This window comes from Zeaxanthinibacter enoshimensis, from assembly GCF_004362865.1.
Classification (GTDB): domain Bacteria; phylum Bacteroidota; class Bacteroidia; order Flavobacteriales; family Flavobacteriaceae; genus Zeaxanthinibacter; species Zeaxanthinibacter enoshimensis.
In genome coordinates this window covers 580364-598157 of sequence record NZ_SNYI01000002.1, presented here as the reverse complement: position 1 = coordinate 598157, position 17794 = coordinate 580364, and the positions used below count along the sequence as shown (strand labels likewise).

Sequence of the window (17794 nt, the reverse complement as noted above, 5' to 3'; positions counted from 1 at the left end):
GTTATAGACAATGAATGTCCTGTAAATTATTTAATCATATTACTGAGCAATAAATGGGCATAGTACAAATTCTGTTCGGTGTACCTCCCTGTAACCCCGGGGCTCCGCCCCACCCCGTTTTAAAGATAATTTACTCCCCTGCAGAAAACCAGCAGTGACAGGAGCTAAAATTCAGAAACCCACGTGAATAATAACATTACGTTCCCGTCCCTGGAATCAGCCGGCCGCAGTATAAAGGGTAGTAATCAAATTAAAACATTCATAACTGGCACCCCGGGGCTCCGCCCCACCCCGTTTTAAAGATAATTCACTCCCCTGCAGAAAACCAGCAGGCATATTTGTCCAGGGTGTGAGTAGCACGAAGGTCCTTCAGTTAATATCCTTTATTCCCCAAGAAGTGAAAATGCTCCCTGCAGTAAAAACTCATTTCCTTCAGAAAAATCCTGGTGGTTCAATATTTCTGTATACCCCCGGTAGGTTTTCCCTAACTTCACTTCTCGCTTTTTGAATGAATAATTGTCGCCTTTCTGCTCTGCCAGCAATAGCACATAATTCTCATTATCCAAGGTCAAAATACTTTCTGTGGGAAGCGCCATAGATTTCGTGCTATCAGTGATAATACCGGCATTCACAAACATGCCCGTGGCATACTGCCGGGTATCATTTTTCTTAAAATGCCCGTGAACCTTAACAGTCCTGCTTTTCTCATCCACCGCACCTCCAACCAGGTAGACCTCTGCGGGGATACTGTCTGACTCAACCTCTGGCAGGTTGACCCACATATCCTGACCTTTCTTTAATTGCAGAACATGCTTTTCAAAGACATTGAGCTCTATGTGAATGTGATCGGAGTTAACGATCTTCATTAGTTCATCCGCAGTGGAAATATATTTCCCCTTGTTGACATTCATCGCCGTAATGCTCCCTGTAATTGGAGAATAGATCGATATTACAGCAGAGATTTCTCCCTTCTCCACCGCTGAAGGATCAATATTCAGCATTTTCAGTTTTTCCCTAAGGGCATTGAAGCGAGACAGGTTCCGGTTGTAATCGCTTTCGGCTTTTAATAAATTCCTTTCTGAAGTTATCTCCTCTTCTCTCAATGCACGCTCCCTTTCATATTCTGACCGGAGGTAGGTCATTTGCTCCCTTGCATCCAGGTATTGCTGCTGTAATTCCAAAAACTCAGGATTTTCCAGGCTTAACAAGAACTGTCCTTTCTTCACCTGATCTCCTACTAATAATGGAGTCCTTTTTACATATCCATTCGTGAAAGAACTTATGACCGCCTTATAATCCGGGGGAGCATCTATCATTCCCGTAGCTTCGATGATTACCGGGAACGCACGGGCAGACATTTTACCAATCTTCATTTCCCCCTGGCGAAACTGTGCTCGGCTGACCGTGGTTATGATAGGATCATCTGTATGGTCCGAGGTGGGCTTCCCGGATTCTTTTTCTTCTCCACAGCTGAATAACACGAAAACTATACAGCAGCTACACAGGTATTTTAATATATCTTTCATCTCAGTAATTATAGAATTAAATAATTCATCCGGATAACCGTCTGGTTGTATAAATTCAGGTTGTCGTAATAAGACAATACGATCTCATAAGCATTCTCAAGGCTCTGAATGTATTGGAAAAAGTCGATGTCCCCGTTTTTAAAGCTCAGGGTTGCAGTCTTGATGATCTCCTCGGAAAGACGGTTCCCTTCGTTCTCAAAATAGAGTAAGATCTCTTCGTATTTCTGGAGTTCTTTGTTCAACTCGCTGTATTCCGAATTCAAGTGATTTTCATAATCAATGGTTTCCAACTTCGCCGCAGCACTTCCCAGTTTGGCCGACTTTATCCCGGCGGTATTCCCCCAGAATAAAATGGGAATCTTTAATCCTACCATGTATCCGCTTATAGGTTTTTCCAATGCCGCATTGTTCCCTTCAAAATAATTGAATGAAATACCGGGTAGTAATTGCTGCGCTTCAAGTCCCGCTTCTGCCCGGTAAACTTCGTTCCGTTTTTGGTAAAAAGTAAATCCCGGATTATCCTCTATAGGTTGTAACTGGAGGCTGAGTTTCGTCAGTGGAAAATCTTTGACCATTATGGGGACTTCCGTGCTCAACAGGGGCTTTAAAGCCAATAAAGAAGCCTCCAGCTCATGCCTGGCCTGCCTGAACTCAGTTCCTATCCGCTCTTGCTTGGCTCGGGCAGTGATCTTTTCCAGGTAATTTGTCGCACCCAATTGGAATCTCCTGTCAGCTGCATAGGCAAATTTTTGATACAAGCTGTCTAAATTACGGATCACCTTCATACGGGCATGCTGGTATTGTATGCGGTAATAAATGCTGGCCGCCATTTGTTCCAAACGAGTCCGTTGCATCCTGAAAGCTGCTTCCTGCTGCCCATAACGGGCATCCAGGATCTTACGCCTGGCAAGGTATACCGTAGGAAATTCCAGGTCTTGCTGAACCCCGAAGACATCTAAAACATCTCCTTGGGCGAGGTTGTTATTATCCCGGCTCTTATACAGGGTGGTTTTCTCAAAGGTGAAGGCACTACCCCTGATTTTCCGGGCCTCCTGAAGGCGCAGTTCTGCAGCATCCAAGCCGGAATTGGCGCTAAGAACCAGGGCTTTTAGCTGTTCAAAATCCGTAATTGTGATCTTTTCCTGGGAGTACCCGGTGACTCCACAGAGGAGGAAGATTAAAAGCATCGTAAAGTTCCGGGGTAAAACCATCTTCTTTCTCCTAACTGACTTCTCCCTGTGAAAGTAAGAATAGATAACGGGCAGTACGATCAGGGTCAACAAGGTCGAGGTTATAAGTCCGCCGATCACCACAGAAGCCAACGGTCTTTGTACCTCTGCTCCCGCACCCGTGGAAACGGCCATAGGTAAAAAGCCCAGGGCGGCTGCGGATGCTGTCAGTAAAACGGCTCTTAACCTGTCCTGCGTCCCGGTAATTATAAGCTGATGGTTGAATTTCATACCATTCTTCTGAAGTTCTTTAAAATGCTCTATCAGGACAATCCCGTTCAGTACCGCGATCCCGAAAAGAGCGATGAAGCCCACCCCTGCTGAAATACTGAATGGCATCCCTCTCAGCCACAGCATAAGAATCCCTCCAACAGCCGCAAGGGGTATTGCTGGAAAGATCATCAACGCTTCTCGTATGGAACTGAAGGCAAAATACAACAGGACAAAGATGAGGAGAAGAGCTACCGGGACCGCCACCTGCAGCCGGGCTGTTGCACTTTTCAGGTTCTCAAACTGACCCCCGTAGGTTATGGTATATCCCGGGGGAAGGATGATCTCATCATTTATGAGCTGCTGTATATCCGAAACAACGGTTTGCAAGTCGCTCTCCCTTACATTGACACTAACTACGATCCTCCTTTTGGTATCATCCCGTGAAATTTTGGCTGCCCCTTTCTGATAGGTGATTTCTGCCAGTTCACTTAACGGAATTTTTTGGCCGGCAGGGGTATCCACGTACAGGTTACGAATGTTTTCAATATCCTGCCTCTGACTTTCTTCCAGCCGTACAACCAGGTCAAATCTTTTCTCTCCTTCAAAAACACTTCCCATGGTTTTCCCTGAAAATCCCATAGTGATCATATCGTTCAAATCCGCAATATTAAGCCCATATCTCGCGATTTTAGATCGGTCGTAGGCAACATTCATTTGCGGAAGCCCTACTATTTTTTCTACCGTGATATCCGAAGCTCCTTTCACATCTTTGATCAGCTGCCTGATCTGTTGTGCCTTGGCATTCAGAATATCGAGGTCTTCGCCAAATATTTTAATCGCTATGTCTGCCCTCACCCCCGTAATTAATTCATTAAATCGCATTTCGATGGGTTGGGTAAATTCGAGTTCAATCCCGGGTATCACGGAAAGTTTTTCCTTAAATTTTTCCGCTAATTCTTCTTTAGTTTCGGCCGAAACCCATTCCTTCTTAGGTTTCAGGGTGACGATCACATCGCTTTCTTCCATAGACATAGGATCTGTCGGAACTTCCGCCGCGCCAATCCTGCTGACCACCTGTTCTACTTCCGGGAAACTATCCAACAGAATGGTTTCCATCTGGGTTGTGAGCTCTATGGTCTTACCCAGCGATGTCCCGGTCCGCAGTACCGGTTGAATCACGTAGTCACCCTCGTCCAGTTGCGGAATGAACTCCCCTCCCAACCTGCTGAAAATAAAGCCGGATATTACCAATAACAGCAGGGCTATACCCAGTACTGGTTTCCCATGTTTCAAAGACCATTGAATTACTGGTCGATATACTCCGTTCAGGTAATTTATTAATCGGACAGAAATATTCTTGTCTGAGAGTTTCTCTTCCTTTAAAAAAAGTGAAGAAACCACGGGGACATAAGTCAGGCAGAGTAACATCGCACCGATCAATGCAAAACCAAAAGTAAGGGCCATAGGACGGAACATTTTTCCTTCCACGCCGCTGAGAGACAGGATGGGGATAAATACGATCAGGATGATCAGCTGACCAAAAATGGCAGAATTCATCATCCGGGAAGCGCTTTTATAAGAGATCTCATCTTTAAGTTCCTGTCGATCGGCGTCGCTTGGATTACTTAATTCTTGAGGGTTCTTTGTCATCATAAAGGCAGTAAATTCTACTATGATCACGGCCCCGTCTATGATAATCCCAAAGTCTATAGCTCCCAGGGACATCAGATTTGCGTCAACCCCAAAAATGTACATGAGCGAAAGTGCAAACAGAAGGCAGAGCGGGATGACGGAGGCGACAACCAGGCCCGAACGGAAATTTCCAAGAAGCAGGACCACCACGAAGATCACGATCAGGCAGCCGAGAATTAAGTTCTCTGTTATGGTCATCGTAGTTCTTGAAATGAGCTCACTCCGGTCCAGGAAAGGGTTGATCACTACTCCGTCTGGAAGTGTGCCCGAAATTTCTTCTACCCGGTCTTTCACATCCCGGATCACCTTATTAGAATTAGCTCCTTTAAGCATCATCACCTGCCCAAGCACTGTTTCCCCTTTACCATTACCCGTTATGGCGCCGTAACGCGTAGCATTACCGAAACCCACATCGGCCACATCCTTTATAAGGACCGGAACCCCATTTTCATTCTGTACTACGATGTTCCGGATATCATCTAATGAAGTTACTCTTCCCTGTCCCCGTATAAAATATGCCTGGTTCAGTTTTTCAATATATCCCCCTCCGGCTACACCATTGTTATCCTGCAAAGCCTTGAACACCTTGGATACACTGATTCCCATAGCTTGCAGTTTACTGCTGTTGATGGCAACCTCGTATTGTTTCAGGTATCCTCCCCAGGCGTTGATCTCTACCACCCCTTCAATTCCCGACAATTGTCGCTTTACGATCCAGTCCTGTATGGTCCTCAGGACTTGGGCATTGTATTGATCCTCGTAACCCGGCTTGGTGTCAAGGGTATACTGGTAGATCTCTCCCAGACCAGTCGTGATAGGCCCCATCTGGGGTTCGCCAAAACCCTGGGGAATCTTTTCTGAAGCGGATTTGATCTTTTCGGCAATCAGTTGCCTGGGTAAATAAGTCCCTAAATCTTCTTCAAATACAATGGTTACTACTGAAAGACCGAACTTAGAAACCGAACGAATTTCCCGGACCCCGGGTAAATTCGCCATCTCCAGTTCCACGGGGTAAGTTATAAACTGTTCTATATCCTGGGTTGCCAGGTTTTCCGAAGTAGTAATTACCTGTACCTGGTTATTGGTAACATCCGGTACTGCACCTATGGGAACCTGGGACATGGAATAAATGCCAAATCCGATAAGAAAAGCAGTAAATAGGAAGATGACCAGCTTATGATTAAGACTGAATCTGATAATATTTGAAAGCATGACCGATAATTATGATATACGTATGAGCAATGCCTGAAGCAGCGTGTAGAATTTAAGGACAGGGCAGACCTGTCCCCTTAATTAAGCATTTGCTCTTATCGGTGGCTGAAATAATTTCTTATAATGTCCTTTACTATTACGGGCAATATAATTGTAGTTGGTTTTCTTCTTCTCCCGGGTAATACAAAAACTGATTCCCGGGTTATACGGGGTGAAGATCAGATTCAGAACTAATATGTTATTGCATTGGTGCTGGAAGGGTAATTTTTCGTGATCGTCTTTTTCTTCCTGGTGATCCATTTCGTGCTGTGCCTTAAGTTCCCCGTAATGCTTGGAAATAAAAGTGATGAGATTATCACCGTACTGCTGGCTATGAAAACGCGCATGGCTGAGTAGTTCATTGATCTGCATCAGGTCGTCAGGGTGTAACCCCAGGCTCTGTACAAAAATGAAAAGGGACAATACTATGGCTGATAGTTTGCTCACTATATAAAATTAGGAAAAAAACTAAACAGTAGAGCTTTACGATGGACTTATAAAGTTTTTAGTAGTTCAGCTGAAGTATAATATTCAAAAATCCTTTCTACTACAGCAAAATTCTTATTAAAGATAAGGGTTGCCGGCAGGGAAAACGGTTTATCTTCCCTTGATGCCAGTAGTGCAGGCAGTTCGTGGATTCCATTCCGCTTACGCAGGGCTTGTTTATTGGTGAAGGTCAGACCATCAAAAACGATCGTATCCCTGCTTTCAACATCCATTCTAACGGCATAATACTCACGGTTTATCTTCCGGATAACCGGGGTTTTGGTGAAAATTTCCCGATCAAGTTTCTTACAGTATACACACCATTCTGCGTGGAAAAAAATGAATACAGGCCTGGGTTCTTCTGCCAGGGCCATTTCCAGTTCAGACCAGCTTTTCCATTGAATTTCTTCTCCTTGTTGGGCCGACAGAACCGTGAGCCCCGAAAACCATAGTACGAATAAAAAGATGATATTTTTCATGGCATAATGCTTTAAAAATCTCCGAATTTTAAACCAACAAACACGGTCCTGGGGCGATTGGGTCCGTAAATGAAATCCGAATCCCGGAGCGGCCCGGAATCAAAGTTATCCTGGTAACTATTAAATAGGTTCTGTACCCCTCCACTCAGTTCTACATGGAAGTTTTCGGCCAGGTCAAAATGATAGGTCAGTTTGGTAGTGAGGTCAAGAAAATCTTCGGAATCCTCCAGCCTTATGAAACCGCTGTCGCTGATCACGTGGGGTACGATCATAGTGCCGGTATAACTCCCTGTAAGATCGAGTTGAAAGGCTTCGCTCATAGTCCAGTTAGCATTAATAAAACCATATACGTTAGGAGAGCGCGCAAAGTCTTTCAGAGTAACATCCTGCTCCCCTGGCACATCCCCCGTAGCTTCGTAGAGCAACTGTTCTTCCTTGTAAACAGAGCGTTGTATCGTGGCACCGGCCTTAAACAGGAATGCAGGGCTCGGAGAGACACTCAGTTCCATATTTGTCCCGGCCACGTAAGCGCCTGAACCGTTCCGCGATTCTTCCAGGATAGAACCATTAGGGAGCGAAGTACCTGTGCTTACGATAGTAAAGGGGTTCTGCAGGGTGGTATAGAAGCCTTCGAGGAGGAAATTGGTCTGTGTTTTCCTGAAATCTTTAGTGAAATTCAATGAAGCGGTATACGCATTAGAATATTCATTTTCAAGATCGTCTGAGAGAATCACAAACCGCTGCTCCCCGCCGACCGAGGAAATATGAAGATCTTCGTTAAAGGCCTGGGGTGCCCTGAAACCGCGGGCATATCCTCCCCTGAACTGCAAAGACTCAGAAATATTATAGAGCACTGTAAGCCGGGGGCTGAGTACAGTTTCATTTACCTGCGATGAGCGATCTACATCCTGAATGGTATAAAACCCATCTACATCCACATGATCCAGGCGTGCCCCCAACAGGGCCGTGAATTTTTCCACCGGTTTCCACTCGTACTGGGCATAAAGACCGTAACTATTCACTTGCTGATCTACCAGGCGATTATACCCCGGGATAGCATCTTCGGTATCATTTAATTGGTACTCCAGACCGGTGGTTATTATATCACGATTCTTAAAAGTATGTGTGTATTTAGACCCAGCGACTATGGCAAGGTCTTTCGTTAGCCCGAAGGCATTATTGGCTGCAACAGAGTCTGCTGCGGTTCTTCCACCTCCCAGGCCTCCGTAATAACTGTCACGGTCTGTATGTTGAACAGAGAGATAGGCTGTAAATTCATTCTCCCTGGTTTCGTCAAAAAGCTGGTAATCCACGCCAGTGAAGATTGTTTTATGATCCAGTTCTTCGGTTATATCTGTGAACTGCGGAGCCAGGTTAATGCGGTCACCCCCTCGCCTGTATTCCCGGATTCCTGTAAAGTCTATCCCTAACCTGCTGTTGTCATTTGGTCTCAGGAAAGCTTTTGCCCCGAGCGAATTATTACTCAGCTTGGTGATCTCACTGAAACCATCCCCGTTAGCATCATAGGCATCCCGGTCCCTGAAGATCCCGTATACTGTAACACCGCTTGACAGGTCCTCACTGACAATGGACGCATTAAGATTGACATTCCTATCGGCTGTCGTACCTCCTATGATTCCCAGGTTTGAACTTATTTCCCAGCTATTGATTACCGGTTCCCTGGTAATGACATTGATGGTGCCTGCAATAGCATTGGAGCCAAATAAAGCGGATCCACCGCTGCGCACTACTTCCAGCCTTTCGATAATACTTACAGGAATCTGCTCTAAACCGTAGACCCCGTTCAGCGCACTGAATACGGGTCTGCTGTTGACCAGGATCTGGGTGTACTGCCCTTCGAGACCATTGAGACGTACCTGTGTAAACCCGCAATTCTGGCAATTGGTTTCTATCCGAACCCCGGGTTGAAAATTTAATCCGTCTGCCAGAGAGATGGACTGTGTTGCCCTGAATAGTTTCGGGTTCAGGACGTTTACGATCACGGGAGCCTCTTTGCGACTGATGCGGTTCCGAGTTGCACTTACTACTACACCTTCCAACCCCAGTGCATCCTCTGTCAACTTAAAATCTACCTCAGCATTCTTACCTTTCATAAGGGTAATCGTACGGCTCTGACTGCGGTAGCCCTGCGATTGAGCTACAATAATCCATTCCCCAACGGGAACATCCAGTTCATAATTCCCATCGATATCCGTATTGGTTCCGGCCTTCCCATTCTTAAGGAATACACTGGCAAAAGGCACGGGTTTTCCATCCGTAGTCACCGTTCCGGAAACCCGCACCTCATTCACCTGCCCATACGAATGCGAGGCGAGGAATAACAGCAGGCATGAAAAATATTTTAGAATACCAGAATTGAGTGTTTTCAATGTCTAAATTTTAAATTTAGACAAAGCTAACAATTTATTTACACAACTTAAAAAGAGGCATGCTATCTTTTTATAATCTGGTTATATATTCACTTATAATAGTTTCAGGAACCTATATTCACGATGCAGGTATTAACAAAAAGCCGGATCAATTGACTGATCCGGCCTCTCTAAAAATGTACTGGCTGTTAGGTGCAATGGTGCCCGGTTGTTACAGGCTACTTTCTCCGTTTCGGCATCACCAGGCTGTCGGCCGGGTAATTCTCTTCCAGGTATTTCATCTGGGTCTTGGCCCAGTTTATTATAACTTTTCTATCCTCCTCGCTCAGGTCAGCTTCAGGATGGAGCCCCAGGTAGGTATATTCCTCTAACGGCATTGCCTTTTTCTCTATCATTTCTATGGTTTCCTCAAATTTATGGTTCTGGACAGCAATTGGCTTTTTGGTGAATTCTGAAAAATTCAGATGTCGTTTGCCATTTTCCACATGTTCGCTAAGCCACCACCCTATTGGCTGTACCTCGGCATACCAGGGATAAACTGTCTTATTGGAATGGCAATCGTTACAGGATATTTTTAGCAGGTGATCAACCTCCCCCGGGACCTCGTACCGGGTAGAAATATCGTAGGTGAGATCATTTGATTCATTTTTCGAAGGCCTGATGAACTGGATTGCGATAAAGATGATCAATAACCCGATGAGAACTTTTTTAAGCATGATCTCGTTTTATTAAATGGTTGATTAGCTTGTCTTGTATACGATTGTAAATTAATCAAAAAGTTTAAGGCTGTTCATCTTGCGGGGGAAAAACGATGGGTTGTGAGTAGATAGGTACATAGGTACAGAGGTACATAGTTACAAAGTGTGACAAAAGTGACAGAGGGGACATAGGGGACATAGGGGACAAAAGTGACAGGAAAATAAAATTTAACTAACTGCCTACTCCTTACTGGCTACTGCATACTGTCCATTGCCTGCTACATCAACCCTGGGGTTCTTAACCCCGCCCCATGCTCAAGTTAAATGAATTCAGTGCAGGAAACTTGCAGTGGAAACCGGCAAACCGGGAAACCGTCACCCCGTCATGCGGTGGGAGAGTGAAACGGTGATGCAGTGATGCGGTGATGCGGTGGAAAAATGCATTTATGTAAACTGCAAAATGCAAACCGCAAACTGCGAACCGCGAACATCGAACCTCAAACTTCGAACTGCGAACTTTGAATCGTTACACAGGTACATAGGTACATAGTTACATAGGATGACATAAGTGACAGGAGGGATAACCGCAAACTGCGAACCGCGAACATCGAACCTCAAACTTCGAACTTCGAACTTAGATCGTTACACAGGTACAAAGGTAAATAGTTACATAGAGAGACATGAGGGACAAGGGGACAGGAAACTTTATTTTAATGATTAATCTCGAAATTTGTTTAACCTACCCAACCGCACACGTCAAACCTCAAACCTCGAACCTCGAACCCTATAAACCAGCTTCCGGGTTCATGGGAAATAAAAAAGCCCGCATCTTCTGATGCGGGCTTTGAGAGTGTAGTGATCGCGCCAGGATTCGAACCTGGGACCGTCTGCTTAGAAGGCAGATGCTCTATCCAGCTGAGCTACGCGACCGACAAAAAAATGCCTGTTCAGCAAATTTTGTGCAAAAATAGAAAAACTGGGGGCATATGGAAATATAAAATACTTTAAATTTCAAGAAGTAATTCAATGAGAACATTTTTCCGGCTCTTATTTAACCATACTTTCTGTCCATTCATCTACAGTTTCGGGCATTCCGCCTACAGTACGCTGGTAAAATCCGGAAATATTGATGATTTTTAATTTTTATAAGAACCTGAGGATCATGAATGTATTGTTTATAGAGGATGACACCATTGAGACCATGAAGCTGCAGCGTACGCTCAAACAGGCCAATCTCAACCACCAGATCACCGAAAAGAAAAACGGCGAAGAAGCGTTGATATTCCTTCGATCCGGCGCAAAATTACCAGATATTATCCTCTTAGACCTGAACATGCCTAAAATGAACGGGATCGAATTTCTCAGGATCCTGAAAGAAGACGAGGTTCTCAAATACCTTCCCACTATTATTCTTACCACATCTAAAAATCATTCGGACCTGCTGGAATGTTATAAGATCGGGATTGCGGGATATGTTATAAAACCATTAAAATACCAGGAATACGAAGCTAAGCTGATCACCCTTTTTAATTACTGGAACATCAACGAATTGGTAAAACCCTAACATAATTAGCTGATTCACAACAAAATTTTCGCTTAGCTACCGCTATTCCCTAGATTTAACATCTAAACCGATTTGGGATGAAGGGCATCATTTTTACAGAGTTCCTTGAAATGGTCGAAGAACATTTTGGGATGGAGATCGCAGACAATATCATCGAGCATTCAAAACTGCAATCAGGGGGGATCTATACTTCTATAGGTACCTACGATTTTAACGAGATGGTAGCCCTGATCAGTGAATTACACAAAGAAGTAGGGATACCTGTCAACGATTTACTATACACATTTGGGAAATACCTGTTCAATGGACTCGGGGCAGCACACCCGGAAGTGATTGCAAATTATTCCAATCCAATAGGTCTCCTCTACTCTATCGAAGACCACATCCATGTGCATGTCAGGAAATTATACCCAGATGCGGAATTGCCAACCTTCCACATCCTGGAGAAATCGGAGCGTCACCTGTCTATGGTCTATAGTTCCTCCAGGGGATTGTATGCCCTGGCACATGGGTTGATCGAGAAAACCTTTGATCATTTTGATACTACATCACAGGTTACTTACGAGCTACTGGAAAAAGACGGCACCCGTGTTAAATTCGATATAGTTCAGAATGGAGAATAAGGAGGTCATCTTATTAAAAAAGGCCCTTGAGCGTCAGAAAAAAGCCCGGAAACAGGCTGAAAGTATTCTGGAGGAAAAATCCAAAGAGCTATATGCTACCTCCCGTAAACTTGAGGTAACAAATGAACGTCTCGAAAACCTGCTCAGTCAGAAGACCTCCGAACTGGAAGGAGTCTTCATTAATATAGTGGATCCCTATGTGGTCATGGATCTTTCCGGGCATGTGATCAAAATGAATAATGCTGCAAAAGAATTCCTTGGATTTGATTGCGAGCGGGAACAATTAGACCTGAATACGTTGGTTCATCCTGATTATACACAGTATACGAGCGAATCCTTTATGAAACTGGCACAGGCCGGAACTTTAAAAAATTACCGTGCAAAAATCTTAGTCCGTGATGGTTCAGAAAAATATGTACAGGTTAACGGGAGCCTGATCTATAATAAGAATAATGAAGCGGTGGCTGCACAGGGAATCATCAGGGATATTACCCAGGAAACAGAAGTAAAACAATTACTGGCTGAACAGAAAAGACAACTTGATATCATCGTGGAAAATTCACCCCTGGGCATCGTTCTTACGGTCAAGGGAAAGATTCTTAAGGCCAACAAAGCCTTCGGCCAGATGTTAGGGTACCCGGATACGAAACTTAAAAATCTCAGGGTAACAGATATTTCGGCTCCGGAAGACCAGGCCGAGTCGGTAGCTCTGATGTCCCGAATGGATCGTGGCGAATTGGACACTTTTTCTATGGTTAAAAAATACCGGACTAAGACCGGGCAGACTCTCCTGGCTAAAACTACGGTCAGTGCAGTTAGGGATGCGTCGGGGAACGTAGTCTACCAGGTAGCCATGGTGGATGATATTACCAAGGAGATTGCGGCCGAAAATCTTTTGAAAGCATCCCAGAGCAGACTGTCCTCACTTATCAGCAATCTACAGATGGGGGTGCTTCTGGAGAACGAAGACCGCGAGGTGGAACTCACGAACATTAAATTCTGCGAACTTTTCGGCATCCCAGCGAAGCCGGAAGATCTGAAGGGAATGGATTGCAGGGATGCTGTTGAAGAGGTAAAAGAATATTTTACTGATCCAAGTGGATTCGTAAACAGGATTGAAAGCATTCTGCAACAAAAAGTAGTGGTACTTTCAGATGAGCTGGAAATGAAAGATGGGAGGATACTGGAACGTGACTTCATCCCTATTTATAACCAGGATATTTACCAGGGACACCTCTGGACCTATACAGATGTCACCCTGCGTAAGACCTACAAGAAAAACTTAGAAATACAGAAAGAAAAATACAGTAGTATTATCGCCAATATGAACCTGGGCCTTATAGAGGTAGATAATAATGACATTATCCAATTGGTAAACCAGAGCTTTTGTAGCATGAGTGGATATTCTGAACAAGAACTACTTGGGCACAGAGCCAGTGAAATCCTGCTGGTAAAAAATACCGGGTTCATGGAACAGAAAAATCATGATCGCAAAAACAGTATTTCTGATTCATACGAGATCGAGATTAGAACCAAGAATGGAAACATCAGGCATTGGCTTATCAGTGGTGCTCCCAGGTATGATGAACAAGGGGCAGTTGTCGGTTCAATAGGAATACACCTGGATATTACAGAACAGAAAGAATTGGAATTACAGAAGGAAAATTTACTGAAAGAACTGGAAGCAAGCAACCAGGGACTACAGGACTATGCTCATATTGTTTCCCACGACCTGAAATCACCCCTCCGCAGTATCAGCGCCCTGGCTACCTGGCTGAATGATGACTATGTTGATGTCCTGGATGAGAATGGGGTATTCAATTTACAGATGATGCAGGAGAAGGTAGAAGCTATGGACAAACTGATTGATGGAATCCTGAAATACTCCAGTATTCACGAAACTCCATCTTTAAGGCAGAAAGTTGATCTGAATGAAGTGGTCAGCGAGATCAGGGAGATCATCTATATCCCGGAGCACGTGAACATAGTGATCATGAATACCCTGCCCACTGTAGAAGCTGACCCCACCAAAATGCACCAGCTCTTCCAGAACCTGCTCAGTAATGCAGTGGTGAATATTGAGGATCCAAAGGGCGTGGTACGTATTTTTTCGGAAGAGAATGATACGCACTTTAAATTAGGAATCGCCGATAACGGAGTTGGTATTCCGCCGGAATACCACAAGAAGATTTTCGAGATATTTCAATCCCTTGGTGACGGGGAACGATCTACGGGTATTGGTCTGTCTATCGTTAAAAAAATTGTCAATCTCTACGGTGGCGAGATCTGGCTTGAGAGCAAAATAGGAAAAGGAACAACATTTTATTTCACAATACTCAAATAACAAATTGGAACAGCCGAACTTAAATTATATCGTAGAATTAGCCGGTAATGATAAGGTCTTCAAGAAAAAGTTCATCGATATCCTTAAATGTGAATTCCCGAATGAGAAAAAGGAATTCCTGGATAACCTGAATAATAATATGCCACGGGCGGCTTCACTGAATGTACATAAAATTAAACACAAGATCAGCGTACTGGGGCTTGAGCATGGTTATGAGAGGGCCTCTGTCTTCGAGGAAGAGCTTAGGGATGGTATAACCAGTATGGCAGAGGAATTTATCGCTATACTGGAATGCATGGACCACTTTATAAAAAATATAAAAGTATGAACTGTATAATAATTGATGACGAAGCCACAGCACGGGCTATTGTCGCGCAGTTGTGTTCCTCTGTAGACGACTTACAGGTCGTTGGAGAATTCGACAGTGCTATAGAAGGGATAAAATTCCTCAACCATCAGGATATAGACCTGGTATTTCTGGATATCCATATGCCCGGATTCAGCGGGATCGACTTTGTACAGACCTTGCAAAATGCCCCGAAGATCGTATTGACGACCTCGGACCCCAATTTCGCTATCGAAGCTTATGAGTACGAAAGCGTGATCGATTACCTGGTAAAGCCCATCACCACTGAACGTTTTAAAAAGGCCGTTAAAAAAGTACGGAACTCGATCCGCACCATACATCCCGGTAATTCCGATCAGGGCGAACAGGAAAACAGGAAGAACGATCTTTACATCAATATAGACCGCAGGCTGATCAAAATAGAAATGCCGAGTATCCAGGTGATCGAAGCCAAAGGAGACTATATAGAAATCAAAACAGATGACACGGTTCACCGCGTACATACCACCCTTAAAAAGATCAGGGAAAAATTACCCGAACAGCAATTCTTACAGATCCATCGTTCTTTCATCATCAATTTTGATCGCATTGTAGATATCGAGGACAACAGTGTCCTTATCGAGAAACAGGTTATCCCTATCAGTCGCTCTAACAGGCCCGAACTGATGCGACGTCTCAACCTTTTGTAAGCCTCCGGAATGCAAGCCTCCTTTAGATCTCAGATCATTGTATCCTAGCCGCTTTTTTAAACAGCGAGCTATCACTGACCAGGTAACGCAGGCGCAGCCCGAATTCCGTAAATTCGAACCCGGTGGCTGTAGAAGCCGCCACATTACTGTACTTAGCACTTATACCTGCATGCCACCGCTCTGAAAACTGATGCCGGATCTCCATATCCATCCTGAAGAGGTCCGCAGCTTTTTCATTTTTCACCTGTTGTACACCTGTTGCCATGGATGCCCAGAAATACGTCTTTCCCATGGTCTTATCATAAGAAGCAAATGCTTCCACCGCCCCATATGCTTCAGGACTGAAATACAATTCCGGTAACTGTTCCTTGAACCCGATATACTGCAGGTTAGTCCCCACTTTTAGTCCTTTCAATTTAATGAACGAGTGATAAACCGAACTGAAAACCAGGTTACGTTGGTTCTGATCAGACTGCCTTGTGTGCATCAGCTGGTTATACCAACCCCACTGTTTTTGGTTGGCTATATTAATACTGAATCCATAATGATTCATCACCAGCTCGCTTCTTAATAAGGCAACATTGAAATTCTGCACCTCCCGCCTGTAACTCCCTTTTAGGTTCGTCAAGGGTAATGGAGTGGTGCTTATACTTGTGTGTACCAATGGCTGCACATAATTCTGATTCGTAAAAACAGACTTGATCACACCAATTCCGGCAGAAATTTCTGTACGCGTCCAAGGAAGGTAGTTGATGCTTCCGCTTAGCACAGAACTGCTGGCCTGGTCACCGGAACCCGAGTTTTCTGTATCCCTTTCTCCGTACATCAGTCCTGTTCTTATTCGTGGAGAAATTGGCAGAGAGATGTTCAGCTGTTGTGAATAAGCTATGTTTCCTCCATTATCAAAGGAATATGATCCTCTTAGTTGCAGGTCAGGTTTCTGGAGCATGGCAAGTTTTCCCACAAGTTGCAGGGCATCCCTCTGTCGCGGGAAATATTGCAGCACCTGTCTTGCCGCGCGTTCAGCCCTAAGGTATTCCCCCTGGGAATATAATGCGTTGGCCAGGCCAAGATTAGCATCATAAGAACCGGGTACCGAGTCCAGGACCTTACTGTAAAGATCAGCGCTTTCTGACGGCCGGTCAGAATACATTCCCAGGGAAGCTTTAAGTAATAGGACCCATATTGCACCCGGGAATTCTGCCAATAATATATCTACCTGCTTCTTAGCTTCTTTAATTCTTTTATTCCATAGGAGTGCATAGATCTGGGATATTTTTGCTTTCTCAATCAATCCTTCATCTGTATCTGAACCGATCTCCGCGACGGCTCTCCTGGCATATTGTAAGGCCAGTTCATCATGATGGCTCTGGTGTTCTGAATAAACCAGGCCTATCATTCCCTGCAATATGAGCTCCTTATTATTGAGAAGTTGAACGTATACTTCTTTAGCCTTTGCAGGTTGATTCGCCGACAGGTACATTGAGCCCAGTTGCAGTAAGGCATCTTTATCCATGGGATGGCTAATTAATACTTCTTTTAGCACCCGGGTTGAACCTTCAAAATCGTACTTTTTTTCCAGGATATATGCATGTCCCAGAAGGATATACTTCTTTGAGGTCATAGCACCGGGATTCCCGGGTTTCAAAGCAAGGGCTATATTGATGGTAGAGAGCGCCCGTTCGTATAATTTAAGGTTGGCAAGGGTATTGGCATAGCCCAAATGAAGATTGAAATTGTCAGGGTATTTCAATAACAGATGCTCGTACAGGGGCCTGGCTTCCTCGAATCGACCATTCCATAGAAATGATTCATTGTAATTCAATAGCACTTCCAGGTCCCCCGGGAATTCGGTTGACAGTTGAGCAAACCAGGAAGTGGCTTCCTCAGGCCTGCCATTGAGTCCAAGGGCTCGACCATAACAGATCCGGGCTGTTTTATTCCCCGGTTCAGACTGTAAATAATCCGCAAAGAAATTTTGGGCTTGATTATAATTTCCCTTCTCCAACATCTGGAATCCTGATTCCATGGAATCCTGGGAAAACAACGGTAATGCAATGATCAGCAACAGGGTAATCGTTAATTGTTTCATAGGTTAAGAATTGAGGCTAAAACACAGGTAATCTGCATCTTAGATTTGGTTCCTTTTGTTTAATGTAAAGATACCTCCACCCTAACCTATCCCGGAAGTGTCAATCCTGCCATTCGTCTACAGTAACCCGTCATCCACCTAAAATGAGCTTTTCAAAACGTAAGTACAGCCA

Annotated in this window: 12 protein-coding genes and 1 tRNA gene; 5 read left to right on the top strand and 8 right to left on the bottom strand. The window is 44.4% G+C overall.

Going from position 1 to position 17794, the window contains the following annotated elements; all coding sequences use genetic code 11:
* Window positions 1–383: 383 nt before the first annotated feature.
* The 7 genes from CLV82_RS08855 to CLV82_RS08825 form a co-directional block, all read right to left on the bottom strand.
* The gene (locus tag CLV82_RS08855) at window positions 384–1526 is read right to left on the bottom strand and encodes an efflux RND transporter periplasmic adaptor subunit (protein WP_133643950.1); all 1143 of its coding nucleotides are present in this window, start codon (window positions 1524–1526) and stop codon (window positions 384–386) included.
* Between the two features lie 8 nt (window positions 1527–1534).
* Window positions 1535–5872: a CusA/CzcA family heavy metal efflux RND transporter gene (locus CLV82_RS08850; RefSeq protein WP_133643949.1), complete on the bottom strand. Its 4338-nt coding sequence runs from the start codon at window positions 5870–5872 to the stop codon at window positions 1535–1537.
* Between the two features lie 81 nt (window positions 5873–5953).
* On the bottom strand, window positions 5954–6358 hold the full coding sequence (locus CLV82_RS08845; RefSeq protein WP_133643948.1) for a hypothetical protein: 405 nt from the start codon (window positions 6356–6358) through the stop codon (window positions 5954–5956).
* 47 nt (window positions 6359–6405) lie between these two features.
* A complete protein-coding gene (locus tag CLV82_RS08840; RefSeq protein ID WP_133643947.1) occupies window positions 6406–6876 on the bottom strand; it encodes a thioredoxin family protein in 471 nt (156 codons plus the stop codon).
* Window positions 6877–6887: 11 nt separating this feature from the next.
* On the bottom strand, window positions 6888–9266 hold the full coding sequence (locus CLV82_RS08835) for a TonB-dependent receptor (protein ID WP_243744176.1): 2379 nt from the start codon (window positions 9264–9266) through the stop codon (window positions 6888–6890).
* 218 nt (window positions 9267–9484) lie between these two features.
* Window positions 9485–9982, bottom strand: coding sequence for a heme-binding domain-containing protein (locus CLV82_RS08830; protein WP_133643946.1), 498 nt, complete (start codon window positions 9980–9982; stop codon window positions 9485–9487).
* Window positions 9983–10820: 838 nt separating this feature from the next.
* Window positions 10821–10894: transfer RNA gene (locus tag CLV82_RS08825), tRNA-Arg, on the bottom strand.
* Between the two features lie 232 nt (window positions 10895–11126).
* Here CLV82_RS08825 and CLV82_RS08820 point away from each other — a divergent pair.
* The 5 genes from CLV82_RS08820 to CLV82_RS08800 all read left to right on the top strand — a co-directional run bounded on the left by CLV82_RS08820 (window position 11127) and on the right by CLV82_RS08800 (window position 15530).
* Window positions 11127–11528 carry a response regulator gene (locus CLV82_RS08820; RefSeq protein WP_133644503.1) on the top strand — a complete coding sequence of 134 codons (402 nt, stop codon included), beginning with the start codon at window positions 11127–11129 and terminating at the stop codon, window positions 11526–11528.
* A 77-nt stretch (window positions 11529–11605) separates the two neighbouring features.
* The gene (locus CLV82_RS08815; RefSeq protein WP_133643945.1) at window positions 11606–12151 is read left to right on the top strand and encodes a heme NO-binding domain-containing protein; all 546 of its coding nucleotides are present in this window, start codon (window positions 11606–11608) and stop codon (window positions 12149–12151) included.
* Complete coding sequence (locus tag CLV82_RS08810; RefSeq protein WP_133643944.1) at window positions 12141–14495, top strand: PAS domain-containing sensor histidine kinase; 2355 nt, start codon at window positions 12141–12143, stop codon at window positions 14493–14495. Before CLV82_RS08815 ends, CLV82_RS08810 begins: the two co-directional genes overlap by 11 nt.
* A gap of 4 nt (window positions 14496–14499) precedes the next feature.
* Window positions 14500–14823 carry an Hpt domain-containing protein gene (locus tag CLV82_RS08805; RefSeq protein WP_133643943.1) on the top strand — a complete coding sequence of 108 codons (324 nt, stop codon included), beginning with the start codon at window positions 14500–14502 and terminating at the stop codon, window positions 14821–14823.
* Complete coding sequence (locus tag CLV82_RS08800) at window positions 14820–15530, top strand: LytR/AlgR family response regulator transcription factor (protein WP_133643942.1); 711 nt, start codon at window positions 14820–14822, stop codon at window positions 15528–15530. Before CLV82_RS08805 ends, CLV82_RS08800 begins: the two co-directional genes overlap by 4 nt.
* Window positions 15531–15564: 34 nt before the next feature.
* On the opposite strand, the gene CLV82_RS08795 is transcribed toward CLV82_RS08800, so the two are convergent.
* Window positions 15565–17622, bottom strand: a complete 2058-nt coding sequence (locus tag CLV82_RS08795; RefSeq protein ID WP_133643941.1) for a tetratricopeptide repeat protein — start codon at window positions 17620–17622, stop codon at window positions 15565–15567.
* Window positions 17623–17794 lie beyond the last annotated feature (172 nt).